The organism is Agaribacterium haliotis (genome assembly GCF_002312815.1).
GTDB classification, from domain to species: Bacteria; Pseudomonadota; Gammaproteobacteria; order Pseudomonadales; family Cellvibrionaceae; genus Agaribacterium; species Agaribacterium haliotis.
This window is the reverse complement of record NZ_NKQJ01000013.1, coordinates 31625-56898: the sequence shown is the minus strand read 5'-3', so window position 1 is coordinate 56898 and position 25274 is coordinate 31625. Positions and strand designations below refer to the sequence as shown.

The 25274-nt window shown below is 51.9% G+C and carries 23 protein-coding genes; 6 read left to right on the top strand and 17 right to left on the bottom strand.

What is annotated here, in order from left to right:
• Positions 1–6: 6 nt before the first annotated feature.
• Together CFK45_RS15075 and CFK45_RS15070 are read left to right on the top strand one after the other, a co-directional pair.
• Entirely contained in the window at positions 7–2388 is a 2382-nt protein-coding gene (locus tag CFK45_RS15075) for a putative bifunctional diguanylate cyclase/phosphodiesterase (RefSeq protein WP_096087271.1), read from the top strand.
• 55 nt (positions 2389–2443) lie between these two features.
• Entirely contained in the window at positions 2444–2779 is a 336-nt protein-coding gene (locus CFK45_RS15070) for a type 1 pili tip component (RefSeq protein ID WP_096087270.1), read from the top strand.
• Positions 2780–2821: 42 nt separating this feature from the next.
• On the opposite strand, the gene mazG is transcribed toward CFK45_RS15070, so the two are convergent.
• From mazG to cysM, 3 genes are read right to left on the bottom strand one after another with little or no spacing between them, the layout of a single operon-like run.
• Complete coding sequence (mazG, locus tag CFK45_RS15065; RefSeq protein ID WP_349677402.1) at positions 2822–3646, bottom strand: nucleoside triphosphate pyrophosphohydrolase; 825 nt, start codon at positions 3644–3646, stop codon at positions 2822–2824.
• A 2-nt stretch (positions 3647–3648) separates the two neighbouring features.
• A complete protein-coding gene (gene relA / locus CFK45_RS15060) occupies positions 3649–5892 on the bottom strand; it encodes a GTP diphosphokinase (RefSeq protein ID WP_096087268.1) in 2244 nt (747 codons plus the stop codon).
• A gap of 42 nt (positions 5893–5934) precedes the next feature.
• Positions 5935–6828 (bottom strand): cysteine synthase CysM, encoded by an 894-nt coding sequence (gene cysM, locus CFK45_RS15055; protein ID WP_096087267.1) that lies wholly within the window; start codon positions 6826–6828, stop codon positions 5935–5937.
• A 118-nt stretch (positions 6829–6946) separates the two neighbouring features.
• Here cysM and CFK45_RS15050 point away from each other — a divergent pair, with 118 nt between their 5' ends.
• Positions 6947–9760: a response regulator gene (locus CFK45_RS15050; protein WP_096087266.1), complete on the top strand. Its 2814-nt coding sequence runs from the start codon at positions 6947–6949 to the stop codon at positions 9758–9760.
• A 2-nt stretch (positions 9761–9762) separates the two neighbouring features.
• Here CFK45_RS15050 and recO read toward each other — a convergent pair whose 3' ends face one another.
• From recO to rpoE, 9 genes are all read right to left on the bottom strand, one after another.
• Positions 9763–10461 (bottom strand): DNA repair protein RecO, encoded by a 699-nt coding sequence (recO, locus tag CFK45_RS15045; protein WP_096087265.1) that lies wholly within the window; start codon positions 10459–10461, stop codon positions 9763–9765.
• A 2-nt stretch (positions 10462–10463) separates the two neighbouring features.
• On the bottom strand, positions 10464–11363 hold the full coding sequence (gene era / locus CFK45_RS15040) for a GTPase Era (protein WP_096087347.1): 900 nt from the start codon (positions 11361–11363) through the stop codon (positions 10464–10466).
• Positions 11350–12057, bottom strand: a complete 708-nt coding sequence (rnc, locus tag CFK45_RS15035) for a ribonuclease III (RefSeq protein ID WP_096087264.1) — start codon at positions 12055–12057, stop codon at positions 11350–11352. The genes era and rnc overlap by 14 nt, the downstream gene beginning before the upstream one ends.
• Positions 12029–12454: a DUF4845 domain-containing protein gene (locus tag CFK45_RS15030; protein ID WP_096087263.1), complete on the bottom strand. Its 426-nt coding sequence runs from the start codon at positions 12452–12454 to the stop codon at positions 12029–12031. Before CFK45_RS15030 ends, rnc begins: the two co-directional genes overlap by 29 nt.
• Before the next feature lie 117 nt (positions 12455–12571).
• Complete coding sequence (gene lepB / locus CFK45_RS15025; RefSeq protein WP_096087262.1) at positions 12572–13435, bottom strand: signal peptidase I; 864 nt, start codon at positions 13433–13435, stop codon at positions 12572–12574.
• Positions 13436–13478: 43 nt separating this feature from the next.
• The gene (gene lepA / locus CFK45_RS15020) at positions 13479–15278 is read right to left on the bottom strand and encodes a translation elongation factor 4 (protein ID WP_096087346.1); all 1800 of its coding nucleotides are present in this window, start codon (positions 15276–15278) and stop codon (positions 13479–13481) included.
• A 118-nt stretch (positions 15279–15396) separates the two neighbouring features.
• Positions 15397–15828: a SoxR reducing system RseC family protein gene (locus CFK45_RS15015; protein ID WP_096087261.1), complete on the bottom strand. Its 432-nt coding sequence runs from the start codon at positions 15826–15828 to the stop codon at positions 15397–15399.
• 12 nt (positions 15829–15840) lie between these two features.
• Positions 15841–16455, bottom strand: coding sequence for a sigma-E factor negative regulatory protein (locus tag CFK45_RS15010; RefSeq protein WP_096087260.1), 615 nt, complete (start codon positions 16453–16455; stop codon positions 15841–15843).
• A 138-nt stretch (positions 16456–16593) separates the two neighbouring features.
• Positions 16594–17178, bottom strand: a complete 585-nt coding sequence (gene rpoE / locus CFK45_RS15005; RefSeq protein WP_096087259.1) for an RNA polymerase sigma factor RpoE — start codon at positions 17176–17178, stop codon at positions 16594–16596.
• Positions 17179–17388: 210 nt separating this feature from the next.
• Between rpoE and nadB the strand changes: the two genes are divergently transcribed.
• Positions 17389–19005, top strand: coding sequence for an L-aspartate oxidase (gene nadB / locus CFK45_RS15000; protein WP_239923708.1), 1617 nt, complete (start codon positions 17389–17391; stop codon positions 19003–19005).
• Between the two features lie 26 nt (positions 19006–19031).
• Here nadB and CFK45_RS14995 read toward each other — a convergent pair whose 3' ends face one another.
• Positions 19032–19376, bottom strand: a complete 345-nt coding sequence (locus CFK45_RS14995; RefSeq protein WP_349677401.1) for a protein YgfX — start codon at positions 19374–19376, stop codon at positions 19032–19034.
• A gap of 75 nt (positions 19377–19451) precedes the next feature.
• A complete protein-coding gene (locus tag CFK45_RS14990) occupies positions 19452–19706 on the bottom strand; it encodes an FAD assembly factor SdhE (protein ID WP_096087256.1) in 255 nt (84 codons plus the stop codon).
• A gap of 121 nt (positions 19707–19827) precedes the next feature.
• Here CFK45_RS14990 and ygfZ point away from each other — a divergent pair, with 121 nt between their 5' ends.
• Complete coding sequence (gene ygfZ / locus CFK45_RS14985) at positions 19828–20736, top strand: CAF17-like 4Fe-4S cluster assembly/insertion protein YgfZ (RefSeq protein ID WP_096087255.1); 909 nt, start codon at positions 19828–19830, stop codon at positions 20734–20736.
• 64 nt (positions 20737–20800) lie between these two features.
• On the top strand, positions 20801–21634 hold the full coding sequence (locus CFK45_RS14980; RefSeq protein ID WP_096087254.1) for an HDOD domain-containing protein: 834 nt from the start codon (positions 20801–20803) through the stop codon (positions 21632–21634).
• Between the two features lie 62 nt (positions 21635–21696).
• On the opposite strand, the gene ung is transcribed toward CFK45_RS14980, so the two are convergent.
• The 3 genes from ung to prfB form a co-directional block, all read right to left on the bottom strand.
• Entirely contained in the window at positions 21697–22395 is a 699-nt protein-coding gene (gene ung / locus CFK45_RS14975; protein WP_414630757.1) for a uracil-DNA glycosylase, read from the bottom strand.
• On the bottom strand, positions 22392–23894 hold the full coding sequence (gene lysS, locus CFK45_RS14970; protein WP_096087345.1) for a lysine--tRNA ligase: 1503 nt from the start codon (positions 23892–23894) through the stop codon (positions 22392–22394). The genes ung and lysS overlap by 4 nt, the downstream gene beginning before the upstream one ends.
• A 177-nt stretch (positions 23895–24071) precedes the next feature.
• A protein-coding gene (gene prfB / locus CFK45_RS14965; RefSeq protein WP_096087252.1) for a peptide chain release factor 2 occupies positions 24072–25167 on the bottom strand; the annotation gives its coding sequence in 2 pieces (ribosomal slippage) (positions 24072–25094 and positions 25096–25167; 1095 coding nt in all).
• Between the last annotated feature and the right edge of the window lie 107 nt (positions 25168–25274).

Here is a 25274-nt window from a genome sequence, read left to right as displayed (position 1 = left end):
GTCATCATGAATCTAAGAAAAAAGTCGTTTTTAATTATCGTCCCGATCATTGCGACATTTTTCTTGCTCGCCAGCGCCGTTGTATATCAATTGCAGAAAACCCAAATTGAAAAGCTAGAACGAAATCGGCTGAAACTGGCACTTGCCGAACTCGACACCCTCTACAACCAGTACAACAGTTTCTCTGAAAGTTATCTGCACAGCATTGTCGCCCAAGGCAAACTGCTGCAATACCTAAAAGCCGAAGACAACCGCTACCGCCGGATAGCTTTGGTCAGCAATATAGAACGAGAGCTGCACAGCTTTAATAAACACCAGAGTAACTACCTGAGTTTGACCTTAGCCCGCATTGAACCCAGAGCTGAAATTGTTGAATATATTGAATTCAGCGAAGACCCTTTTTCAAAGCTGCCGCAGGCGCTAAGAGACAGAGCTTTAGAATTTATCGAAGACAAAAACGCAAGCAGCAGCCAGGCATTGCTTGAACCTCACCGGCTGCTGCTCAGTTTTAGTCAGTTGATCGACCCGGCAACCCTCGAAGCGCCGATAAGCAGCCAGCGCCAAAGCGCCATCAGTGTCACCTTTGCACTGGAACCCACTGACTTTATCAACGAACTCGCCCGCTATCGCCACGAGTTTAAAAGCGACATTAGGTTTTCATCAGAAGCTCCGGCTGGCACAGCCGCGATAGAAAGCATACAACTCGACCAGCATTTTTATCTTATTGCGCCGTGGAACAGCAGTATTTTAAATCAACGCTTACACCCAACGCGCATCAAGTTGATAGCAATATCTGCGCTATTTTTAATTAGCTGTATTGTATTGATGATCTATTTTATCAGTGCACACATCACCAACCCGATAGCCTCCCTGGAGCAGGCCATTGCCGATGCCAAATCAAACCCCGATACCGGCTTGCAACTAGAAACTAATCGCGACGATGAAATAGGCAGGCTCGCAAAACAGTTCAACAGGCTCTATACCGACCTAACCAAGGCTTTTCACAACAGCAACAAGTTGTTGCAGACAGACCACCTAACGGCCATTCACAACCTCTACCAACTTAAACGACAATTTCGCGACAAATTAATCGATGCGCGAAAAAATAAACAGCGAGTACTGTTTGCCTATCTAGATCTAGACAATTTCAAGTTTGTCAACGACAGATATGGGCACGATATTGGCGACAAAGTACTTATTGCGTTTAGTGAAAATATCCAGGAACTGCTGCGCGAACTCTACCCTACTACCGCAAATGAACAAGTGCCCTGGACTTTTGGCCGTATCGCTGGCGACGAGTTTGGTTTAGTTATTACCGGCTCGCCCGAACAAGATGAAATCAACAATTTAGTTACATCAGTACTCAGCCTTTTTGACGGCGGCTTTGCATTGTTTAACGGTCGCTATCCCATCAGCGTCAGTGTTGGTTTAGCGCTTTACCCAAGAGACGGTAACACACCGTCGGAACTTATATCCAATGCCGATACCGCGATGTATTCGAGCAAGCGCCTCGGGAAAAACCGCCACTCTTTTTATTCCGCGGCAATTGCCAAAAAAATTAGGCGCAATAACGAAGTTGAATCGGAACTCAAAAACGCCAACTTTGATAAAGAATTACAACTTGTCTATTTGCCAATTGTGGCCTGCGACGACCTCAGAATTTGGGGCTTCGAAGCACTGCTGCGCTGGCACTCGCCAAATCTCGGCCCGGTAAGCCCGGCTGAATTTGTACCAATCGCTGAGGCTTGCGGCTTGTTTGAACAAATCGATACCTGGGTACTCGACAACGGTTTTGCAGCCTACGAAAGCATACGCCGAGAACTCGGCTACAACTTTGTACTCAGCCTGAATTTGAGCTCGGCGCAAATCACTGTAAACCGTATTCAAGAGCATATATTCAGGCTCGTCAAACAACACCAAATTGACAGTAAACGCATACAGTTTGAAATGACAGAAACAACCGGCGCAGAGTTCTGCCGAGGCACAGAGGGCCTGCTAAAAAGCATTAACGATGCCGGTTTTCTTCTCGCCATCGACGACTTTGGCACCGGCTACACCTCGATTCAACAGCTGATCGAATACCCCGTCTCGACCATCAAGTTCGACAAAAGCCTGCTCGACTCCGTTGGCCTGGACGAACACCGAGAAATACTGCGGCCGCTGATTGAACTTTGCCAAAACCAGGGCATGTCCGTTACCGTCGAAGGCGTCGAGAGGCGCGAGCAATACGAATACCTAAAAGCGCTTGGCGCCGATCACCTGCAGGGTTTTTTATTCAGCCGACCAATAACCTTCGACGGCATGACCGGAGCGCTTGCTGCCTACGATAAAAAACGTCAGCGCCTTCTGCAAAGTGGCGCCAGTGACGTTCAATTGAAACAACTCTAAGCTACAATAATTCTATATACTATGTGTGTAGGCAAACTACTCGAGAGGGAAGCGTATGACGATTAAAGAGCTCGCTGGCCTTTGGCAAGATCACGCAAAAGGCGAACTAACGGAAGAAAATTATTCAGTTAAGTTGACCCTGGAAGACGCCGCAAAAATAGCTGCGCTTTCCGACATGTACCCACTTCGAACCCAAGAACAGCTTATTAGTGAGCTGCTGTCCGCCGCGCTAGCTGAACTAGAGCGCAGCTTTCCTTATATCGCCGGTAAAGAGGTGGCCATGCTCGATGAATTTGGCGATCCAATCTACAAAGACACTGGCCCAACGCCAGCTTTCCAGGCTCTAACCAGAAAGCATTTAAATCACTATCGCGAAGCGGCAAATACTTAATTGAACTAAAACGGTTAAGCGCAGGCCAAAGAGAGCGCAAACTTAATGCTCTTTAACGGCAAGCTCTGCTTTGGCCCGCTGCCAAAACTCATCGAGTTGCGCTTCATTGTAGTCAGCAAACCGGCTGCCCTCAGGCAATAAACTTTCCATTTTTTCAATGCGCTGTTCAAATTTTATATTGGCGCAGCGCAGGCTTTGATCGGCATCACAGCCGAGTTTTCGCGCGACATTTACCGCCGAGAACAAAATATCGCCCAGCTCGGCCTGCACCCGCTCATGCTTTAATTCTTTTTGCTGCAGTTCGGCTTCTAACTCATCGAGCTCGGATCTCATACGAGTGATGGCATCGCTGACAGCGCTGAAATCCATGCCCGCTTTGGCAACACGTTTTTGCAGCTTCTGCGCGCGCTGTAAGGCAGGCAACGCTTTGGGTACGTCGTCGAGCGTCGCCTGCAGCCCCTTGGCCGCGCGCTCAACCGCTTTAATCTGCTCCCAGCGCTGGCTTATATGCAGTGCCTGCTCATCGCCGCCAGGACTGCGCTCGCTCTCTAAGCTGCCGTCGGGAAAGACATGAGGGTGGCGGCGCAGCAGTTTTTGCGTTAACTGATTAACGACTTGGTCAAAGTCAAAATACTGCTGCTCGGCACCGAGCTGGCTGTAAAACACGATTTGAAATAGCAAATCACCAAGCTCTTCGCCGAGGTGGGCCCAATCCTCTCGCTCAATGCTGTCGACAACTTCATAGACCTCTTCGATGGTGCTCGGTGTAATTGAGCGAAAATCCTGTTTTAAATCCCAGGGACAGCCCGTATCCGCCTTGCGCAAGCGCCGCATTAAATACAATAAGTCATCAATGCTGTAAGCCATAATCAGTCCTTGCGCCGCACAGACCAGATATTTGGCAGCTGATTAATACGCGCAAGTATTCTCGACAAATCCTGTAAGTCCGTTACCTCAACCGTCAACATCATATCCACGGTGTGCTTTTTCTTATTTGAAAACGTCTGCATTGCACTGACATTAATACGCTCGCGGTCCAACAAGGTGGTGATGTCTCTGAGCAAGCCGTGGCGATCAAAGGCCTCTACCTCAATCACGGCCGAGTATTTTTCACTCGGCTCTTCAGCCCAGTCAACGGCGATCACACGCTCTGGCTCATCTTCGATATGGCGCAACAAATTACTGCAATCCTGGCGGTGAATCGATACCCCCCGGCCGAGGGTGATATAACCTGCAATTCGCTCGCCCGGCACGGGTTTACAACATTGAGCGATATAAGAAAGCAAGTTGCCAACACCGTCGATATAAACGTCGGCGCCGCTGTGACTGTCACTGACCTTGCCGACAATATTGACGACAGGCTCAACATCTTTATCGCGGTTGAGCATGCGGTTTGCCGCGTCGATGACCTTCTCAACACCGAGATCAGCAACGCCAACTGCGGCATATAAATCGTCGAGCCCCTTTAAATTTAAAGACTTAGCTAGCGCGTCAAAATCAAAGTTTTCAAGAGCAAGGCGGCGGAACTCGTGATCGAGTAACGCGCGGCCGTCGGCGATATTCTGATCCCTATCTTGCAGTTTGAACCAGTGCTGCAGGCGGTTGCGCGCTTTGGATGTGGTGATATAGCCCAAGTTGCTGTTGAGCCAGTCACGACTGGGGTAAGCGCGGTTGGCCGTCATGATCTCAACCTGGTCAGCCGTGCTTAATGTGTGATTCAACGGCACAATGCGACCATTTATTTTTGCCCCGCGACAGCGCAGGCCAACATCGGTGTGAATACGAAAAGCAAAGTCGACCGGCGTCGCCCCGGGCGGTAAATCAACCACGTGACCGTCGGGCGTAAAGACATAAATTCGGTCCTGCTCTATGCCTTTGGGCAGCTGATCGTCCCAGGCCACACCAATGTCACTTTCCTGCCACTCTATCACCTGGCGCAGCCAGGCAATTTTCTGCTCGTAGCCGGCCTCGCCGTCATTGACATCAGTTTTTTTGTAGCGCCAGTGCGAACAGACGCCGTATTCGGCCTCATCGTGCATGGCGTGGGTGCGTATCTGTATCTCCAGCACCCTATTTTCCGGGCCGTGCACGGCAGTGTGCAAAGAGCGGTACCCGTTCTCTTTGGCGTTGGCGATATAGTCGTCCATCTCGTGCGGAATATGCCGCCACAGCGAGTGCACAATGCCAAGTGCGCCGTAGCAGTCGCGCTCGCTATTCACCAGAACCCGAACCGCGCGGATATCATAGATCTCGGCGAAGCTGACATTCTTGCGCTTCATCTTGCGCCAAATACTGTAGATGTGTTTTGGTCGACCACTGACATCCGCTGCGATGCCCTCTTCGCCTAACTTGCTGCGTATCAACTCAATTACACGCGCGATATAACTCTCGCGGTCCAGGCGCTTTTCATCGAGCAGCTTGGCAATATATTTGTAGTCAAAAGGCTGCAGATAGCGAAAGCTCAGGTCTTCAAGTTCCCACTTAATCTGGCCGATACCCAAGCGGTGGGCCAGCGGTGCGTAAATATCGGAGACTTCCCGCGCAACTTTTTTGCGGCGCTCGGCGTCGGCATTTTTTACCGCGCGTATCGCACAGGTGCGCTCGACCAACTTAATCAGCGCAATGCGCACGTCGTCGACAATGGCCACCAGCAACTTGCGCAGCTTTTCCGCCTGCTCATCGCTGTCGCGCCCAAAGACCTGCTCCTGGCTCTGGCTCGAACGCGCGGTAATCGCCGCCATGCGCCGAACGCCATTGATCAGACTGATAACATCCTCACCGAATAGCTCGAGTACCTGCTGCTCAGTGGCTTTGGCCTCGCGCACACTTCGGTAGAGCACAGCGGCGATAATCGCCTCGCCATCGAGATGCATGTCGGCCAACAGTTCAGCCATGTGCAAGCCGGCGAGAAACGAGGTATTGCCCTCGCCCCAGCTGGTTTCGGGGTCTCCTTGACTCTGCTCGCAGGCGCGGGCAAATTCACAGGCCTTAACAAGCTGTGGCTCATCGACATCGAGTAGCTCGTCGTTTGGCAGCACACGTAGTTGTTGCACCCAGCTGTGAATATCAATATCCGCAGCATCTTCAGGGCTGTTTTCTCTAACTTTGACCATGGGCTCTCTTGTTTTGCTATCAGCGACCTAGCATAGGCCAATTCAATCAAAAAATCCGGCGGACAAATAGCGATCGCCACGGTCGCAGACAATAGCGACAATCACCGCGTTTTCGAGTTTTTGAGCGAGCTCAAGTGCTACCGCGACTGCCCCTCCGGAACTAACGCCGCAAAAAATACCCTCGCGACTGGCCAGCTCGCGCATGCAGTGCTCAGCCATCGACTGACTGACAAGGCGAAGCTCGTCAATATTGGCGTCACTGTATATAGCGGGCAGGTAAGCCTCAGGCCAGCGACGAATGCCAGGGATCGAGGCGCCCTCGTCCGGCTGCAAACCGATAATCTGAATATTCGGGTTCTGCTCTTTCAAATAACGTGAAGTGCCAACGATGGTTCCGGTTGTGCCCATGGAGCTGACAAAGTGGGTGATGTCCCCACCGGTTTGCTGCCACAGCTCCGGGCCGGTGCCACTGTAGTGAGCCAGCGGGTTATCGCTGTTACCAAACTGATCCAGTACCCGCCCCTTACCTTCGGCCTGCATGCTTTGAGCGAGATCGCGAGCACCTTCCATGCCCGCTTCTTTACTGACCAAAATTAATTCCGCCCCGTAGGCTTTCATAGATGCCTTGCGCTCATCGGTGGCGTTATCGGGCATAATCAAGGTCATTTTATAGCCCTTCACGGCCGCAGCCATTGCCAGTGCAATACCGGTATTACCGCTGGTCGCTTCGATCAAACTATCGCCCGGTTTGATATCGCCTCGCGCTTCAGCGCGGCTAATCATCGACATCGCCGGCCGGTCTTTCACTGAGCCTGCGGGGTTGTTACCCTCAAGTTTTAACAGTACATCGTTGCGCTCGGTGCCGGGCAAGCGCTGCAAACGCACCAGTGGCGTATTGCCGACACAATCCTCAATCGTTGTATAGCGTTTGGGCACAGATCCATCCTCAAAGAATTAGCCGCCCATTCTAACAGACGGACCTGCGCTGCAAAAACTGGCCGTAGCGTGCCGAAGCAGGTTACATTAGGCGCTTTTATCTGGGTCGGAGACCAGCATGGCCACAGCCAAAGAAGCCCGCAGCGATAGCACTTTGTGGCAACTCAGTTCCACTGCCGTGGGCATGATTATCATCGCCGTATTTGCCATTGCCAGCGTTTTTTTCCTGCTTCACCAACAGCGCCTCGAAGACATGCTCGCGCGCAGCATTCAGCTCAATGAAATTCTGCTTGATCGCGAGCCACAAACAAGTGCGCCGAGCGCGAGTGATATTGCTCAAGATCTCGAACAGCGCGCCCACTCTCTGCTCGCCATCGACGATTTTATCGCCCTGACCCTGGTCAATGAGCGCGGAGACAAGCTGTTTGAACGCGGTTTGCCGGTGGACAAAAACGACATTGGCCTGCGCTTTATAAGTGAGACAAGCTGGCAGCATCAACAGCAGTTGCACCTAAGCCAAGCCTGGCACAACGCTGACGGCAAACCGACTTGGCTGATCACGACCATAGACAAAACCGGGCTGTCACTGCTCAACCTTCAGTACCTTTTTTTACTGTGTTTAATCGCGCTCGGTATTACCGTATTTGCCATGCTCTATCACCGCAAATTACTGCAGGACATCTTTGAACCGCTGCAAGATTTACTCGAAAGTCTAGATAAAAATAATCGCACTCGAGAAATCAGCCCACTCAATTTAAATCGCCCCGGTATCTTTGCCGGCCTGCTCCAGCGCCTGAACGCCAATATTGCCATTCAGGTTGAAAACGAAATGGAACTGCGCCAGAACATTGAAAACGCGAGCATGGAGCTGCGCGAATCGCTCGAAACGGTCGAAATACAAAATATTGATCTCGACCTGGCGCGCAAAAATGCGGTGGAGATGAATCGTCTGAAATCAGAGTTTTTGAAAAAAACCAGCCAGGATTTACGCACCCCACTTAGCGGTATTCTGGGTTTTTCTGAATTGCTGCAAAAAACCGCTCTCTCAAGCGACCAACGCGACTATATCAACACCATTGAAGAGAGCACCAAAGGCATGCTGACCATCGTCAGCGATATTCACGACTTCTCGCGTTTAGAAAGCGGCAAGTTGCAAGTAGAAAATAAAGCGATGGATCTGCGCCAGTGCATTGAAGAAACCTTGCGCCTGCAAGCTCATTTTGCCGGTGAGCGCGGCATTAAACTCTACAGCCTATTTGATGATGAGATTCCGCAGACACTGCACAGCGACCCGATACGCATACAGCAAGTTGTCGCGAATTTAATTAGCAATACCCTCAAGTTTGAACGCTGCAGTTTTGTGGAGATTTATGCAGAACAGCTCAGCAGTGATGACAGCAGCGTTGAGTTGAGAGTAAATATTCGCTGCGACGGCGAACTTCCGCAGGAACTTGAGAGCTGGCACAGGGATGAAATAGAAACCCAGGTTTATTCCGGCGCGCGCATCGGCCTGTCGATCGCCAAGGGCATCGCTGAACATATGCAGGGAAAAATCGATCTACTTGAACAAGATGAGCTCAGTGGCTTTAGCGTCGAACTCAAACTTGGCGTCGAGCAGGCCGACCATGTACCCAGCAAGTACATCGACGCCAACTTTCAGGTACACGCCTTGGTATTTTCGTCAAATGACCGCGCCTACCGGGAAATTGCCTCGCGCTTGGGCGAGCTCAATATCAACCAGTGGCGAGCTCGCAGCTTTTCGGATATTTTAACTCAAGCCAAACGCTTGCGCGACGAAGCCATTAAACACGCGCGCTACCTGCCATTAGCCGTCATTGAAGCGCAGACCTCCCGGCAAACACTCGATAAAATCCTGTTGCAGCAAACCGTGAAAAGCCTGCATGACGAATTGCAAATTCCAACCGTCGTGATTGCGCCGATGGGCCAGTACGAAGCTGTACAAAAAATATTAAGCAATCACGATAGTTTTATTGCCCAACACCCTTTACAAAGCGCGCGCCTGCGCCGGGGCTTGTTAGATCAACTCGGCGTGGTGCGGTTAAACAAAGGCCTAAGCGCCAACGCCAGCAGCGCATCAACATCAATGCAGTTGTTATTGGTCGAAGACAATGCAGCAAATGCAAAAATCGCGCGCGCCATGTTACAGGATTTTAACGCCACCGTTGACCTCGCGCGCAGTGGCAGCGAAGCGATAGAGCGCTGCCAAAAACAGCAGTACGATCTCGTTTTTATGGATATACAACTACCCGACTTTGATGGCTTTGAGACAACTTTGCGCATACGCCGCCACGAAGCGGGCGAACGTCGCACTCCAATTGTTGCTCTGACCGCAAGAGACATCAAAGAAGAGCGCAGTAAATTACTGCTTGCAGGCATGGATGATTTTCTCAGCAAACCACTAAACAGCAAAGCACTGGGGCGTATTATCGATCGCTGGGTCGTCAGTGCTAAAAGCAAAAGTGCCGCCCCACTTCAACGCCCTGCGCCGCAAACATTAAATGCTCTTAATAACAGCAGCAGCGAAAACCAAGATGCAGACAACGCTGAATTAGTGCTCAGCCCAGTCAATATAAGCGCGAGCTTAAAACTTGCCAAGAACGATAAAAGCTTGGCCCACGACATGTTAAAAATGCTGATTGAAAGCCTCGAAAAAGAAGCTCCGGTCATGCTCAAGGCCTGTGAAAATAACGACATCGACAAACTCTACGAGCTCGTACACCGACTTCACGGAGCTTGCTGCTACTGCGGTGTACCCCAATTACAACCACTTACTAAAAAACTCGACGAGCAACTAAACATTAAACGCAGCTACGAACAGGCCGACATGGACAAGTTGTTTAAACATATAGACGAGCTGCTGCAGTGGAGCAGCGAACACGATTTAAGCGCGCTGTTTTCACCGGCCGATTAATCTCAGCGAAACAGCTCCCTGGCCTTGAGCGGCTCGTGGCCAATTAACTGAGGCAGCGCCAGGCGCACCAGAGCCTTAGCCGCTCGCAAGCTCTCGCTACTCCAGCGCTGCTCAGCAATCGCACCAAGCTGCTCGGCGCTAAAATAGCGAATATCTTTGCGCGGCGCCGAATTGTATTCCGGGCAAAAACCCCGCCCCGGCTCAAAGCGAAAACGCGCGCGGCTATCAGCGATTATGCTGCCATCTGCAGAGCGTTCAAAATCGAGCGCAAAACCAAGCTCGGCAAGCAGACAAAATTCAAAACGGCGCAACAATATTTGTTGTAGTTGCGGTTGTAACTGAACCTCGCTAAGTTTCTGCAGGCTCTCTTCATAAGCTCGATAGAGCAAAGGCTGAGCCTGCTCTTGGGCGAGCGCACGCAGCAACAACTCGTTTAAATAAAAAGCGCAGTAAAGACTCTGCCCGGATAAAGGCGCAGCAGTGGGGCCGCTCTCAACAGAGCGCAAGTTTTTGAGGCCGGATTTACCCGATACATGAACCAGCATAGGCTGGAAGGCCTGCAGAGCTGGCCAGCGCTTGCTCGGCCGTGCAACACAATTGAGAACACCAGTCTCGTAAGAAAATAGGCTGACAAGTTTTTTGCTATCGGTGTAGTTGCGCAAATGGAGAACATAGGCCTGCTGCGCGTCAGAAAAGCCCATTGTCAGTCGTCAAAGCCGAGGCTTCTTAAGGCTCTGTCGTCATCGGACCAACCGCTTTTAACTTTGACCCAAATATTCAACATCACCTGAGAGCCGATCAACGCCTCGATGTCTCGCCGCGCATCAATACCTATCTGTTTGATACGCGCACCGCCATCGCCAATAACTATGCGTTTCTGACCTTCGCGCTCAACCAGCACCAGAGCACTGATGGTAACCAGGCCGTCTTTTTCCTTAAACTGCTCAATCTCAACCGCGCTCTGATAAGGCAGTTCGGCGCCGGTAAGGCGCACCACTTTTTCCCTGACAATTTCGGCACAGAGAAAACGCAAACTGCGGTCAGTGACCTGATCTTCAGGGTAGATATATGACGGCGAGCTCGGCATCAGCTCTTCTAACAGCGTTAGCAGAAGCTCTAAGTTTTCCCGGCGCAGCGCCGACAGCGGCACGATTTCCGCTTTCGGCAGTAAGGCGTTGAGCTTGCTGATATGGGGCAGTAATTCACGCTTGTTGTCGAGCTGATCAATTTTATTGATCGCAACCACAACAGGGATGGAACTACCGCTGAGCTGCTTCGCCACAGCTTCGTCTTCGGCGGTAAACTGATCCTTATCGAGCACAAAAACAATGGCGTCAACATCGGCCAGAGCAGTCGACGCCGTGCGATTCATATAGCGATTAATCGCACTATCCTGGCCTTGGTGTATGCCCGGTGTATCGACAAAAACGAGCTGGGATTTTGCCTCTGTGCGAATGCCAATAATATTGTGGCGAGTTGTCTGACGCTTTTTTGAGGTAATGCTGATCTTCTGCTCGAGCAACTGATTTAGCAGGGTCGACTTGCCGACGTTCGGGCGGCCGACAATAGACACATAACCTGCGCGAATATCAGTTTCCAAGATTTTGCTCCTCAAGATGCTTTAGCGCCAGCGCGGCGGCTTTTTTCTCAGCCTGGCGCTTGCTGCTCGCACGCGCACAAAAGCCCTCGGCCACGGAGGCTATTTTACATTGAACCTCATAAAGTCGCGCGTGATTTTCACCGCTCTCACCAAGCACAGTGTAAACCGGTAAAGCCAGGGCCCGCTCTTGCATAAGCTCCTGTAAGCGTGTCTTTGCATCTTTGCCGGCGTGATCAATATCGAGTGTATCGAGGCGCTGTTGATACCAGGCCAAAACACGTTCGCGACAGCGCTCTAAGCCCGCCTCTTGATAAATCGCACCAATAAGCGCTTCCACGCTGTCGGCAAGAATGGAGTCGCGGCGAAAACCGCCGCTCTTAAGTTCGCCGCCACCGAGTATAATGACGTCACCAAGCTGTTTTTCTCTGGCTATTTCGGCGAGCGTCTCGCCTTTTACCAGGTGCGCACGAAGGCGGCTGAGCTGCCCCTCTTTGGCGCCAGAGAAACGTTCAAACAAAGCTTCGGCAATAATGAAATTGAGCAGGGAGTCACCGAGAAATTCAAGCCGCTCGTTGTTGCGAGGGCCGACACTGCGGTGAGAGAGCGCCAGCTCCAGCTGCTGCTTATCTGCAAACTGGTAGCCCAGGCGCTGCTCGAGCAGGTAGATATCACTGTTTTTTAACTGATTTGCCTTCATCGTCTATTAGATAAGTACAGCATGCATCAGCATTGGACGAGTCTATTTGATTTTTAAAACTCATCACTACATCGACATTGTAAAAAACTGGCACGCGTACTTCGTATTCGTGATTAATAAGTGTTCTGTCTTTGCGACGAACAATGACCATATCCTTTGGGTTTACATCCCTGACGCCATTAATGGTGAAATACGAGCTCAGTTGACTGTAAATTTTGTCCTTGCTCATATCGGCGATATTGGGGTTGTTATTCAGCATCGACTTCATTGCCGATCTCACCCCCATATTGTCGAGGTAACTCGGCCCCATTTTAAACAGCAATGTGAGAAAGAAACCAACAACACCGATGGTTAAAATTAAGCCTGAGGTACTCATTCCTCGTTGACGAGTGAGCATGGGAAACTCCCTAATTGATCAATATCTTGGCCCCTAGTATAGCCCGAAGCGACTGCAGTGAAGCTTGAAACACTTGGCACTGTGGCAAACCGGGTTTTGCCGGCGCAATCGCGCAAACTACAGGCTACCTGCGCGACTAAAGCTTGGCACACTGAAAAAGCTATCCCAATGCATCCATTTAGCCACGGCCTTGCCGACGATATTTTGCTCGGGTACAAACAACCATTCGCGGCTATCGCGACTGTTATCGCGGTTGTCGCCCATCATGAAATAGTGCCCCTCGGGAACCACCCAGCTGCCCTCGCGACTCAAGCTACCGGGAACCGAACACTTTCGGGCCTCGAAGCTTTTATCGCCGAGCTGCTCACGATATACCTGATTGATACCGCGGACATTAAAACACCATTCACCGGGCTTGCTGTATTCCTCGCGCAGCAGCTCATTGGGTACCGGCTCGCCGTTGAGCCAAAGCGTATTGTTGCTGTAGCGAATTTTATCACCGGGCAAACCGATAACGCGTTTAATAAAGTAGCGCTTGTCGCCGGGAGGAAAAAACACCATGACATCACCGCGCTTGGGCTCAGTGATATCAATAACCTTGGTGCGTACTATCGGCAGGCGAATGCCGTAGCTGTATTTGTTTACAACAATAAAATCACCGACTTCAAGTGCCGGCAGCATCGACTCTGACGGAATTTGAAAAGGCTCAAATAAAAATGAACGCACGACAAAAACCAGCGCCAATACGGGGAAAAACGACTTGCTGTACTCAATTAACGTGGGCTCTTTCGCCGCAGCTTCGATCGCGCTTTGATAGGCGACGTGCTCTTTTTTTTCCTCGGCGCTGACCGACGCAAATTGCTGCTCGACACCACTGACGGCCTTGAGCCTATCGGCTCGAAAGAAAGCTAAATCAATCAGCCACACCACACCGGTAAAAGCAGTAGCCAAAAACAAAATCAAAGGCAGGTTCAAATCCATAGAGCGCTAATCTCAGTTGATCGGGAATTATCCAGCGATATGCTTAGTCAGTCTTGAGCACCGCAAGGAAGGCGTCCTGGGGAATCTCCACCTTGCCAACCTGCTTCATGCGTTTTTTACCGGCTTTTTGCTTTTCGAGCAGCTTCTTCTTGCGTGTTACATCGCCGCCGTAACATTTAGCCGTAACGTTTTTGCGCAGCGCTTTAACAGTAGAGCGCGCCACAATTTGCCCGCCGATGGCCGCCTGAATTGCGACATCAAACATCTGCCTGGGGATCAGCTCTTTCATTTTTTCAACCAGAGCTCGGCCTTTGTATTGGGCGTTGTCTTTGTGAACAATCACCGCCAGCGCATCAACGCGCTCGGAATTAATAAGGATGTCCAGGCGCACAAGCTTAGCGGCTTCAAAGCGTGCAAAGCTGTAATCGAGCGAGGCAAAACCCCGGCTTACGGACTTCAGCTTATCGAAAAAGTCCATCACCACCTCGTTCATCGGCAGCGCATAACTGACGGACACCTGGCCACCGATATACTGCATATCTTTTTGCACACCGCGGCGCTCTACGCAAAGCGTAATGACCGAACCGAGATAATCCTGGGGCACAAGAATGTTGACGTCGGCAATGGGCTCGCGCATCTCGTCAATCGAACCGAGCTCGGGTAGTTTTGACGGGTTGTCGACATAGACAACGGAGCCGTCATTGCAGGCCACCTCGTACACCACTGTCGGCGCCGTGGTGATCAAATCGAGATCGTATTCGCGCTCGAGCCGCTCCTGGATAATCTCCATGTGCAGCATGCCGAGAAAACCGCAGCGGAAACCAAAACCCAGAGCGTCCGAGCTTTCCGGCTCGTAAAACAGTGAGGCGTCGTTCAGCGTGAGTTTTTGCAGCGCGTCGCGGAAGTTTTCGTAGTCATCGGAGCTAACCGGGAACAAACCGGCATAGACCTGAGGTTTGACCTTTTGAAAGCCCGGCAGAGCATCTACTTCATCGGAACTGTTGGCGTGCACAATGGTATCGCCGACCGGTGCGCCGTGAATATCTTTAATGCCGGCGACCACAAAACCCACTTCACCAGCGCGAAGCACGCCTGTGTCTTCGCGCTTAGGCGTAAATACGCCGACAATGTCGACGACATGCGCCTTGCCTATCGACTTGGATATGATCTTTTCGCCTTTTTTGAGCTCGCCCTGGGTCACGCGAACCAACGACACCACCCCGAGGTAGTTATCGAACCACGAATCGATGATCAGCGCTTGCAGCGGCGCTTCGTACTCGCCTTTGGGCGCTGGAATTTCGGCAATCAGGCGCTCGAGCACATCTTCAATGCCCATGCCTGTTTTTGCGCTACAGGTCACCGCATCCATCGCATCGATGCCAATAATCTCTTCGATCTCGGCGCTGACCCGCTCGGGTTCGGCCTGCGGCAAGTCAATTTTGTTCAGTACCGGAATGACTTCAAGGTTTTGTTCAATAGCGGTGTAACAGTTGGCCACACTCTGAGCTTCAACACCCTGAGCGGCGTCGACCACAAGCAGCGCCCCTTCACAGGCGGCAAGGGAGCGGCTGACTTCGTAACTAAAATCAACGTGCCCCGGGGTATCGATAAAATTGAGCTGATAGGTCTTACCGTCGCGCGCCTTGTAATTCAGCGTCACGCTTTGCGCTTTAATAGTAATGCCGCGCTCGCGCTCAAGATCCATCGAATCGAGCACCTGCGCTTCCATCTCTCTGTCACTTAAACCACCGCAGTGCTGAATAAAACGATCCGCCAAGGTCGACTTGCCGTGATCGATATGGGCAATAATGGAAAAATTACGTATATGACTTAGGTCTGACACAGCGACATCTTTACTTAGGTTGAGCGAGCAGGCAGGCAGCGCAAGGCGGCCTGAAATCCGGGCGGAGTCTACATCAAAAGCGCAGTTCAAGCTATCGACAGGCTCGATAGCTTGCCGACTAAAGCACCTGCGGGTGAAACAGCGCGCTGTGCTGTTGGCGCCTGGCGTGCAAGCGCACAAACCAGGCACCGATGGCGAGGCCAAATAACGCGGCCAAAGCGCTGAGCCCATCCGAGCCAAACGCCATGTGACTGAGACCGGCGGCAAGCAGCATCAAAACCAGGGGGACAAAATACGCCAATAGCGTCGCCACTAATAAGGCTCGCTCGTCAATGCCGATCTGAACCTGTTCACCGACGCGAAAAATTCGTGTGTTATTGCTGTCTAGGTAGGCCTTGACACTGGTCATGCCCGGCATCAATGCCTCGCCGAGCAGCTTTTGGCCACAGCCATTGCGCGCCGCGCACTGAGCACAGCTACTTTGCTGCTTCGTTTCAACCCAGAGTGCACCCTTTTCTACGGACAGCACCCGGCCCTGCTCAGTTAACATAAATAGCAGCGATTAGCGCTGGGCCTCCTGGCGGGCGGCTTCGAGTTGAGCCTGCTTAAGCATTAAACGCTGCAACTGAGCTCTGAGTTCTGGATTTTGCAGCAGTTCTTGGTTTAAAGCAGCGCGGCTTTGCATCTGCACGTAGTTTGCCGGCACTTCAGAACCGTAGGCATCGGCGCTGACGGTGCGAGCGTGCAGAGCGGGCAGTTCAAAACCGGTAGGCACTACTGCGGTTGAATTGGCCGCTGGGCTCTGATTTGCGGCAACCGCCGCTGTGCCGGCCTCTTCACTGCCCTGCCAATAACTTGCGCCAAATAAGAATGCAAAGGTCACACTGGCGGCAACGGCGGCCTTGCCTGTCCAGCGCTGCCATGCCGGCCCCTGCTGCTCCAACACTGGAGCCTGTTCGTGTTCAAGCGCTTCTCTAACACCGTCGAGCAGAGAAACATCGGCGTAGAGCTCCTGCTTTTGCATAGCCTGCCGAATAGAGGTGTAGCGCTGCCACGTCGCGGCGACTTCGTCGTCTTGCTGAGCGGCCTTGAGAACCCGGCGTAAATCTAACTCGCTGTGCTCATCATCGAGCAATGCCGATAGCGATTCCTTTACGGCTTCATGTGGACCTTTCATACACTTACCTGCTTATTTCTTGCTCTATATTGCATTACACCGCGCTCCAGCGGTCAAATAGTTGGCGCCTGAAATCAATTCTAGGCCGTCTCACCTGCTCTGACCCAGCCGCCGTGACTAAGTTCCCAGGATTCACAATTAATTCACTAAATCGGCAATATTTTTTTCTATCGCCTCTCGCGCGCGGAATATACGTGAACGCACCGTACCGACGGGGCAATCCATAACATCGGCGATTTCCTCATAACTGAGGCCATCGAGTTCGCGCAAACTCACCGCTGCGCGCAGCTCCTCGGGCAGGGCCTTAATTGCCGAAAACACCGCGCTTTCGAGCTGATCGCGCGCCAGCTGCTGCTCGGGCGAAGCGTTGTCGTGCAAAATATCGCCACCGGAATAAGCTTCAGCTTCGCCGGCATCGACGTCGCTTGAGGGCGGTCGGCGACCGCGGCTGATCAAGTAGTTTTTGGCGGTGTTAACAGCAATGCGGTAAATCCAGGTATAAAAAGCAGATTCCCCGCGAAAGTTGCCAATGGCGCGGTAGGCTTTAATAAAAGCTTCCTGAGCAACATCGTGAGCTTCGGCGCTATCGGACACATAGCGCCCCACAATGCTCAAGACCTTGTGCTGATACTTTATTACCAATAAATCAAACGCGCGCTTGTCGCCTTTTTGTACTTTTGCGACTAAATCTTTGTCGGACGCTTGTGCAGCTTGCGCTGTCATGTCGTTTCCATGCCCCGAGTAAAAGGCCGCATTGTGCCAGCTGTCGCCTCGGAAAGGAATAAAACGAGCAAGCTAAGGCCAGCGGCCATTGTTTTTAGAGTGTTAAATTGAGATTCAACAAAACAGCAAAGGTTCCCGCAAGTGCCAGCCAAGCGAAGTTTTTTGTAAATCGCTATAATTCGCGCTTTCTCTAAAAAGCTGGAATATCCATTGAAGTTTGACGTTCTTGTTATCGGCAGCGGCGCGGCCGGGCTCAGCCTGGCGCTTAGCCTTCCCAAACACCTGCAAATCGCGGTGTTGAGCAAAGGTGAGCTCAAAGAGGGCTCGACCTGGTACGCACAGGGCGGTATCGCCGCCGTGCTCGACGACGCAGACAGCATCGAGGCTCACGTCGAAGATACCCTCGCTGCAGGCGGCGGTCTTTGCCACCGCGACGCCGTCGAATTTACCGTAAAGAACAGTAAAGCGGCGATCGACTGGCTAATCGACCTCGGCGTCGATTTTACCCGGGAACAACAGGGCTACCATCTAACACGCGAGGGCGGCCACAGTCACAGACGCATTATTCACAGTGCCGACGCCACCGGCAAAGCCGTGCACACAAGCCTTGCAGATGCCGCCCATGCGTCGACAAATATCGAGGTATTTACCAATCACCTGGCGGTCAACCTCTGTCGCGAAGCCGATCCGATCGAACACAATTACCGCTGCACCGGTGCCTACGTCTTTAACCGAGAACGCGACGAAGTCGAGTTATTCAGCGCCAAAATAGTTGTGCTGGCAACCGGTGGCGCCAGCAAGGTTTACCTCTATACCTCAAACCCAGATGGCGCCAGCGGCGACGGTATCGCCATGGCTTGGCGCGCGGGCTGTCGAGTCGCCAATATGGAATTTAACCAGTTCCACCCAACCTGCCTCTACCACCCAAATGCCAAATCCTATTTGGTCACTGAAGCTCTGCGCGGCGAAGGTGCCAAGCTGCGCCTACCCGACGGCAGCCGCTTTATGCACCGTTTTCACGAGCGCGCCGAGCTTGCCCCGCGCGACGTTGTCGCCCGCGCTATCGACCACGAAATGAAGCGCCTCGGCAGTGACTGTGTCTACCTCGATATCAGCCACAAGCCCCGGGCTTTTCTTGAGCAGCACTTTCCAACCGCAATGAGCCGCTGCGCCCAATTTGGCATAGATATAGCCAGCGAAGGCATTCCCGTTGTGCCCGCCGCCCACTACACCTGTGGCGGAATTATGGTTGACCACCGCGGCGCTACCGACCTCAATTGCCTGTACGCTATTGGCGAGTGCTCATTTACCGGCCTGCACGGTGCCAACCGCATGGCCAGTAACAGCCTGCTCGAGTGCATTGTCTATGCGCATTCCGCCGCTCGCGATATTGCTGCGCGCATCGACACCCTGCCCGAGCCCCAAACGGCTCCAGCCTGGGATGCAAGCCGCGTTACCGATTCCGATGAAGACGTGGTTATTTCTCACAACTGGGACGAGCTGCGCCGCTTTATGTGGGATTATGTCGGCATAGTGCGCACTCACAAACGCCTGGAGCGCGCAACCCACCGGATAAAATTGCTGCAAAAAGAGATTGAGGAATACTACAGCCACTACAAAGTCAGCAACGACTTGATCGAACTGCGCAACCTGGCGATGGTTGCAGAGCTGATTATTCGCTCAGCGAGCCTGCGTCAGGAAAGCCGCGGACTGCACTACAGCCTCGACTATCCTGAGGCCACGGCAGTCGCGAAAGACACCGTTATCGTGCCGCCAAACTTTGCCGGCCAACAAGTTATTGTCGCTATCGATAAAGGCCGCCGCTAACAACAGCAAAAACGCCGGTGCTGTATCTATACGCGCTTTAACGAACGAAAGTGGCGGCGCAGGCGGCAGTAATCGGACTGGCTCATTGAGTTTTGCGTTAAAAATAGACTAAGTGAGTTAACACTCGCCCTTTTACTTTCAAGTTTAATGCAAACAAAAGCCGCGCAGATAAACGGCTCACACGCTAAACGCCAGGGGCTTTGCGCAGCGCTTTGTGCATCGCCATAGACATAGTAGTGGCGACCGTCAAAAACCAAAACACGAATACGGGCAGCCTGGCTAAAACGCCGAAAATAAAAACGGCTAAGCGCAAGCAGAGCAAAAATAATAATTAACAAAAAAAAGAAGGGCCAAACAGGCGCACACAGCAAAAAAAACTCAAAGCCCCCAGTAAAGCCACTAACACGGGAGCCCAGTTTGAGCTACGCAACGGTAACTCAAAACGCTCAGAGTTGCTCGCCGCGAATTCCGGTGTTTTGCAAAATAACTTTAACAATACGCTTGAGCTCATCATCCTCTGGCTCTTCCTTGCCCAAGAACCAAGCAAAAAGCTCGGTGTCCTCACACTCAAGCAAGTCGTGAAAACGCTGCTGATCTTGCGTGTCTAATTCAGTGTAGACATTCTCAACAAAAGGCAGCAAGACCAAGTCCAGCTCTAGCATGCCGCGGCGCGCAGCCCAGCGTAAACGGTGAAGATCCATAGTGTGCACTCCCGACAAAGGGCGCCGATTATAGCCTGCACAAGCAGCGACGCAAACGCGGCTTGGCAGCCGAGTCCGGGCTTTGTAAGCTAGGCGCCCGATCTCAACCTGTGACGCAACAATGTCTTTGACCGAATCCAGTAGTGACCAGAGCAGCTACAGCCCACTTGAACACTATGCCCTGCTGCGCTTTTCCGGCCCCGATGCACGCAGTTTTTTACAGGGCCAGTGCAGCATCGACATCAATAAGATCGGCACTCAAGGCAGCTTTGGCTGCCACTGTAACGCCAAAGGCCGGGTGATCAGCAGCTTTTACGCCGCGCAAGTCGGCGACGACATCATCCTGCGCCTACATCGCGACATCTGTGACCTAGCTGTGCTCGCCTTTAAAAAATATATGATTTTTTCAAAAGTCGAATTGACGATATGTGATGAGCTGCAAGCGGTTGCGGTATTTACCGACGAGCCTGGGCCCAACCGCCCCGCCCTTCACGGCAGTATCACACAAGGCGCCGATATCGCTCACGTTCACCAAATAAGCTCAACGGTGCACGAGCTGTGGCTCAGCACAGAGCAAAGCCAAAAACTTGGGCTGCAGAAAAATAAGCTCGGCGCAAAACTGTGGCAAGCCACACTGATACAGCAGGGCATCGCTGAAATACAAAAAGGCCAGAGCGAAGTTTTTTTACCCCAGGAACTAAATTATCAATTAATCGGCGCTGTCGACTTTAAAAAAGGCTGCTACACGGGCCAGGAAGTGATCGCTCGCCTGCATTATCGCGGCCAGCTAAAAAAGCATATGCGGCGCATCGAAGTTGCCAGCAGCATCGACCTTAACTCGGCCGAACTTTGTGATCAGTACGGCAAAAAAGTCGGCCAGGCGCTGCAGACAGAAGACGGAAGCGGCCCAGTTCAACTGCTGTGCCTGTGCAACGATGAAGCCTATCAAAAAGACGAAATCTACCTAAACGAGGCGCGCGCAGGGCAGCAAAAAGTCCGCTGGTTAAACCTGCCCTATGCTATACCTTAATCTGGACTTGCGGCTTTCCCAGCACTTAGCTGCAAGTATTTCACAGCACTTAGGGAGACCAATAATGAACGCTCTGGCGGAAAAAGTTGCCAAGGAGATTATCGAACTAATCGACAGCGATAAGCTCATCCTGCCAACCATGCCTGAAATGGCGCTCAAGGTACGCGAAGCCTCAGAAGACCCCGATGCATCAATTATGGACCTTGCCAAAGTCATCTCCAACGACGCGGCACTGACGGCGCGAATCATAAAAGTAGCCAATAGCCCGCTGTTTCGCGCACCGCGAGAAATTGAAGATTTAAATATGGCCCTCGGCCGCTTGGGAATGGAGAGCACAGCAAATCTCGCCGCGGGCTTGGCAATGGAGCAGATGTTTCAAGCCACATCGGACAACATAGACAAACGCATGCGCGAAGTGTGGGCTTCATCGAGTGAAATAGCCGGTATCTGTCACGTACTCTGTAAACACTACACCAAATTGCGGCCCGACCAGGCCGCACTTGCCGGGCTTGTTTTCCAAATCGGCGTATTGCCGATACTTTCGTACGCGGAAAACAACCCTGCGCTGCTGCGCGATAGCATCAGCCTGGACATGGTCATTAAGAGTGTGCACCCACAAATAGGCGTAAAAATTTTAACCAGTTGGGAATTCCCCCAAGAGCTGCGCAACGTGCCAGTGGAGCACCTGAACTTCAGCCGCCAACAGGCCGGCTCTGACTATGCCGACATCGTCACCGTGGCCATGTTACAAGCCTGGGCCGGCAGTGAAAGAGTCTCAGATATCGACTACAACAGCGTCACGGCCTTTGCCAGGCTCGGGCTCAACCCCGAAATTGAAAGCGCCGAAGCTGAGGATCTGAGCGAAGAAATGGAAGCGGCGATGGCGCTGTTTTCCTAAGCCCCACCAGCCAAAAAATTAAAACTCAAACAAGCCCAGTTAACGGCATGAGCCCGCCAGATTTACAGCGCGGGCAAAGCCCAATTAATTTCCCGCAAGCCCTGCTGCTGTAAATAATTATTTGCCTGGATAAAGTGGCCATTGCCAAAAAAGCCACGGTAGGCCGACAGCGGAGACGGGTGCGCAGATTTTAAAACAAGATTGTTATGGGCGTTAATTACACGGCCTTTTTTCTGTGCATAAGAGCCCCACAACATATAAACCACGCCCTGGCGCTTAGCATTTAGCGCTTGAACCAACGCATCGGTAAATTGCTCCCAACCCCGACCCTGGTGAGACCCCGCGCGAGCTTGCTCTACGGTTAAGGTAGCGTTTAGCAGCAGCACGCCCTGCTCGGCCCAACTTTGCAAACAACCGTGACCTGGCAGCTGCAGCCCGAGGCTTTGGTTTAATTCTTTAAAAATATTTTGCAGCGAAGGGGGCGCAGGCACGCCGGGCTTGACTGAAAAACAAAGGCCGTGTGCCTGATTGGGCCCGTGATAAGGGTCCTGGCCGAGGATAACAACCTTTACCTTTTCAAAAGGCGTGGAGTTGAGCGCGTTAAAAATCTCGCTACCGGCCGGATAAATTGTTTTCCCCGCGGCCTTTTCCTGTTTTAAAAATTCGCGCAGAGTCTGCATATAGGGCTGATCAAATTCAGCCCCAATTTCATTTAACCAGCTCTGCTCAAGCTTAATTTCGCGCTCAGTCACAGTGCTTATTCCGGGCGCATCGCAGGGAATAGCAGCACGTCACGAATAGAGGGTGAATCGGTTAACATCATTACCAGGCGGTCGATGCCGATACCCTGCCCCGCAGTCGGTGGCATACCGTATTCAAGCGCACGCACATAATCGGCATCGTAGTGCATTGCCTCGTCGTCACCCGCATCTTTTTCGGCAACCTGAGCCTGAAAGCGTTCGGCCTGATCTTCAGCGTCGTTCAACTCTGAGAAACCGTTGGCAATCTCACGGCCGCCAACAAAAAACTCAAAACGATCGGTGACAAAGGGGTCACTGTCGCTGCGGCGGGCAAGCGGGCTCACTTCAGTTGGATATTTCGTGATAAAGGTCGGCTGCTCTAAGCGATGCTCGACGGTTTTCTCGAAAATTTCGATCTGAACCTTACCGAGGCCGTAGCTGTCTTTCAACGGAATACCGAGCTTCTCCGCAACCGCGCGAGCACTGTCGAGATTGTCAATATCCGAGGCGCTGAGCTCAGGATTAAAATGCAGAATCGAGTCAAACACACTCAAGCGAGTGAAAGACTTACTGAAATCGTACTCAACAGATTCGTCTTCGCTCTTAGTCGCTTTAACCGTCGTTGAGCCAAGCACATTCTCCGCGAGCTTACGCAACATATCTTCGGTTAAATCCATCAGATCATTGTAGTCAGCGTAAGCTTGGTAAAACTCAAGCATGGTGAACTCAGGATTGTGGCGTGTCGACAAACCTTCGTTGCGAAAGTTGCGATTAATTTCATACACACGCTCAAAACCACCGACCACTAAACGCTTCAGATAAAGCTCCGGCGCAATGCGCAAATACATATCGATATCGAGGGCATTGTGGTGGGTAACAAACGGTCGCGCCGTCGCCCCACCAGGAATGGCCTGTAGCATTGGCGTTTCAACTTCAAGAAAGTCGCGGCCGTTTAAATAATTGCGAATAAACTGAACAATTTTGCTGCGTAAAATAAACGTCGCACGTACTTCGGGGTTCGCAATTAAATCCACGTAGCGCTGGCGATAGCGAATTTCCTGATCGGTTAAACCTTTGTGTTTATCAGGCAGAGGGCGCAGTGCTTTAGTCAGCAGTTTGTACTGTTCGAGATTGACGTAGAGATCGCCCTTGCCACTTTTGTGCAGAGCACCTTTAACACCGATGATGTCACCCAAATCGAGACTCTTGGCAAATGGGCGCGCCTCTTTGCCAACATAAAGCTGTATGCGACCACTGCCGTCTTGAATCTCCATAAAAGCGCCGCGATTGCGAATCAAGCGCCCCGCAACACTGACAACATTATTTGCCGCTTCAAGCTCTTCTTTGCTTTCTTCGCCGTACTTATCTTGCAAATCCTGGGCTTTATTTTCAGGGCTGAAGTCATTTGGAAAAGCGGTACCGCCACTTTCTTTAGCAGCTTCACGCAGCGCCAATAATTTTTCACGGCGCTCGGCAATTAATTTGTTTTCATCTTGCGCAACAGAATCTTGTTCGCTCATTTTCATCTATCCAAATCGAAGATTGTGGCTAGGTTGAGCAGCGTATTTGTTTTATCAGACAATAATTACCGGGAGCAATTACTTAGCGCCTAAAACCTTAATCCAGGTAAAGGCCAGAGTGTCTGAGAACGCAAATACGATCCTCGACCAGAACGCCAAAGTGGCGTTAATTTACCATTACAAGCCAGCCTTTAGGCTAGCCTCAATAAACTCATCCAGTTTGCCGTCCAATACCGCCTGGCAATTACTGGTCTGTACATTCGTACGCAAATCTTTAATGCGCTGGTCGTCTAACACATAAGAGCGAATTTGAGAGCCCCAGCCAATATCGGCTTTGCTGTCTTCCATCGCTTGTTTTTCCGCGCTGCGTTTTTGCATTTCGTGTTCGTACAACTTCGCGCGCAGCATTTTCCAGGCGCGATCGCGGTTGGCGTGCTGCGAACGCTCGCTCTGACACTGCACCACAATGCCAGTCTCGTTGTGGGTCAAGCGCACAGCTGAGTCGGTTTTGTTAACGTGCTGCCCACCGGCTCCGGAAGCGCGGTAGGTATCTTCACGCACGTCGGCCTTGCTGACATCGATCTCAACGTCGTCATCAATCTCGGGCGAGACAAACACAGAAGTAAACGACGTATGACGGCGGTTGCCGGAGTCAAACGGCGATTTGCGCACTAAGCGGTGAACACCGGTTTCGGTTCTAAGCCAGCCAAAAGCATATTCCCCTTCAAAGCGGATCGTCGCACTTTTAATACCGGCGACATCACCGGCCGACGCCTCTTCAAGCGTGGTTTTAAAACCTTTATCTTCGCCCCAGCGCAGGTACATACGCAATAACATCTCCGCCCAATCCTGAGCTTCCGTGCCGCCGGAACCCGATTGAATATCGAGATAGGCGTTATTCTCGTCCATTTCCCCGCTAAACATGCGCCGAAACTCAAGCTTGGCCAAGTGTGCCTCTAGCCCGCCAACTTCGGCCTCAACATCTTCAACCGCGCCCTCGTCGGCTTCTTCGACAGCCATTTCAATTAAATCGCGACAGTCGGCCACACCGGTATCGAGATCCTCAATTGTCTTAACGACGGCCTCAAGCGAGCTGCGCTCTTTGCCGAGCGCCTGCGCGCGCTCGGGTTCATTCCAGACATCGGGCTCAGCGAGCTCTAGTTCAACCTCTGCCAGGCGCTCTTTTTTCAGAGCGTAGTCAAAGGTACCCCCTAAGCGCTTCGGTGCGCTGTTCAAGGTCGGTCAGTTTATTTAATAGCGGTTGAATTTCCATGAATCTACTTGTCTGGGCCTGCAAAAAGCGCGCATTTTACATGAGCGCCGCTGCCAACTCTATAGACGCAACTTGCAGTGCCACTATCTTTGTCAAAGCCTGTACAG

Coding starts and splice junctions, on each gene's coding strand:
- CFK45_RS15075 (WP_096087271.1), top strand. CDS start 7: ATGAATCTAAGAAAAAAGTCGTTTTTAATTATCGTCCCGATCATTGCG.
- CFK45_RS15030 (WP_096087263.1), bottom strand. CDS start 12,454: ATGCTCACTCGTCAACGAGGAATGAGTACCTCAGGCTTAATTTTAACC.
- rpoE (WP_096087259.1), bottom strand. CDS start 17,178: ATGACAGCGCAAGCTGCACAAGCGTCCGACAAAGATTTAGTCGCAAAA.
- CFK45_RS15070 (WP_096087270.1), top strand. CDS start 2,444: ATGACGATTAAAGAGCTCGCTGGCCTTTGGCAAGATCACGCAAAAGGC.
- rnc (WP_096087264.1), bottom strand. CDS start 12,057: ATGAAGGCAAATCAGTTAAAAAACAGTGATATCTACCTGCTCGAGCAG.
- lepB (WP_096087262.1), bottom strand. CDS start 13,435: ATGGATTTGAACCTGCCTTTGATTTTGTTTTTGGCTACTGCTTTTACC.
- mazG (WP_349677402.1), bottom strand. CDS start 3,646: ATGGCTTACAGCATTGATGACTTATTGTATTTAATGCGGCGCTTGCGC.
- CFK45_RS14980 (WP_096087254.1), top strand. CDS start 20,801: ATGAACGCTCTGGCGGAAAAAGTTGCCAAGGAGATTATCGAACTAATC.
- recO (WP_096087265.1), bottom strand. CDS start 10,461: ATGGGCTTTTCTGACGCGCAGCAGGCCTATGTTCTCCATTTGCGCAAC.
- lysS (WP_096087345.1), bottom strand. CDS start 23,894: ATGAGCGAACAAGATTCTGTTGCGCAAGATGAAAACAAATTAATTGCC.
- relA (WP_096087268.1), bottom strand. CDS start 5,892: ATGGTCAAAGTTAGAGAAAACAGCCCTGAAGATGCTGCGGATATTGAT.
- ygfZ (WP_096087255.1), top strand. CDS start 19,828: ATGTCTTTGACCGAATCCAGTAGTGACCAGAGCAGCTACAGCCCACTT.
- CFK45_RS14990 (WP_096087256.1), bottom strand. CDS start 19,706: ATGGATCTTCACCGTTTACGCTGGGCTGCGCGCCGCGGCATGCTAGAG.
- CFK45_RS15010 (WP_096087260.1), bottom strand. CDS start 16,455: ATGAAAGGTCCACATGAAGCCGTAAAGGAATCGCTATCGGCATTGCTC.
- CFK45_RS15015 (WP_096087261.1), bottom strand. CDS start 15,828: ATGTTAACTGAGCAGGGCCGGGTGCTGTCCGTAGAAAAGGGTGCACTC.
- CFK45_RS15050 (WP_096087266.1), top strand. CDS start 6,947: ATGGCCACAGCCAAAGAAGCCCGCAGCGATAGCACTTTGTGGCAACTC.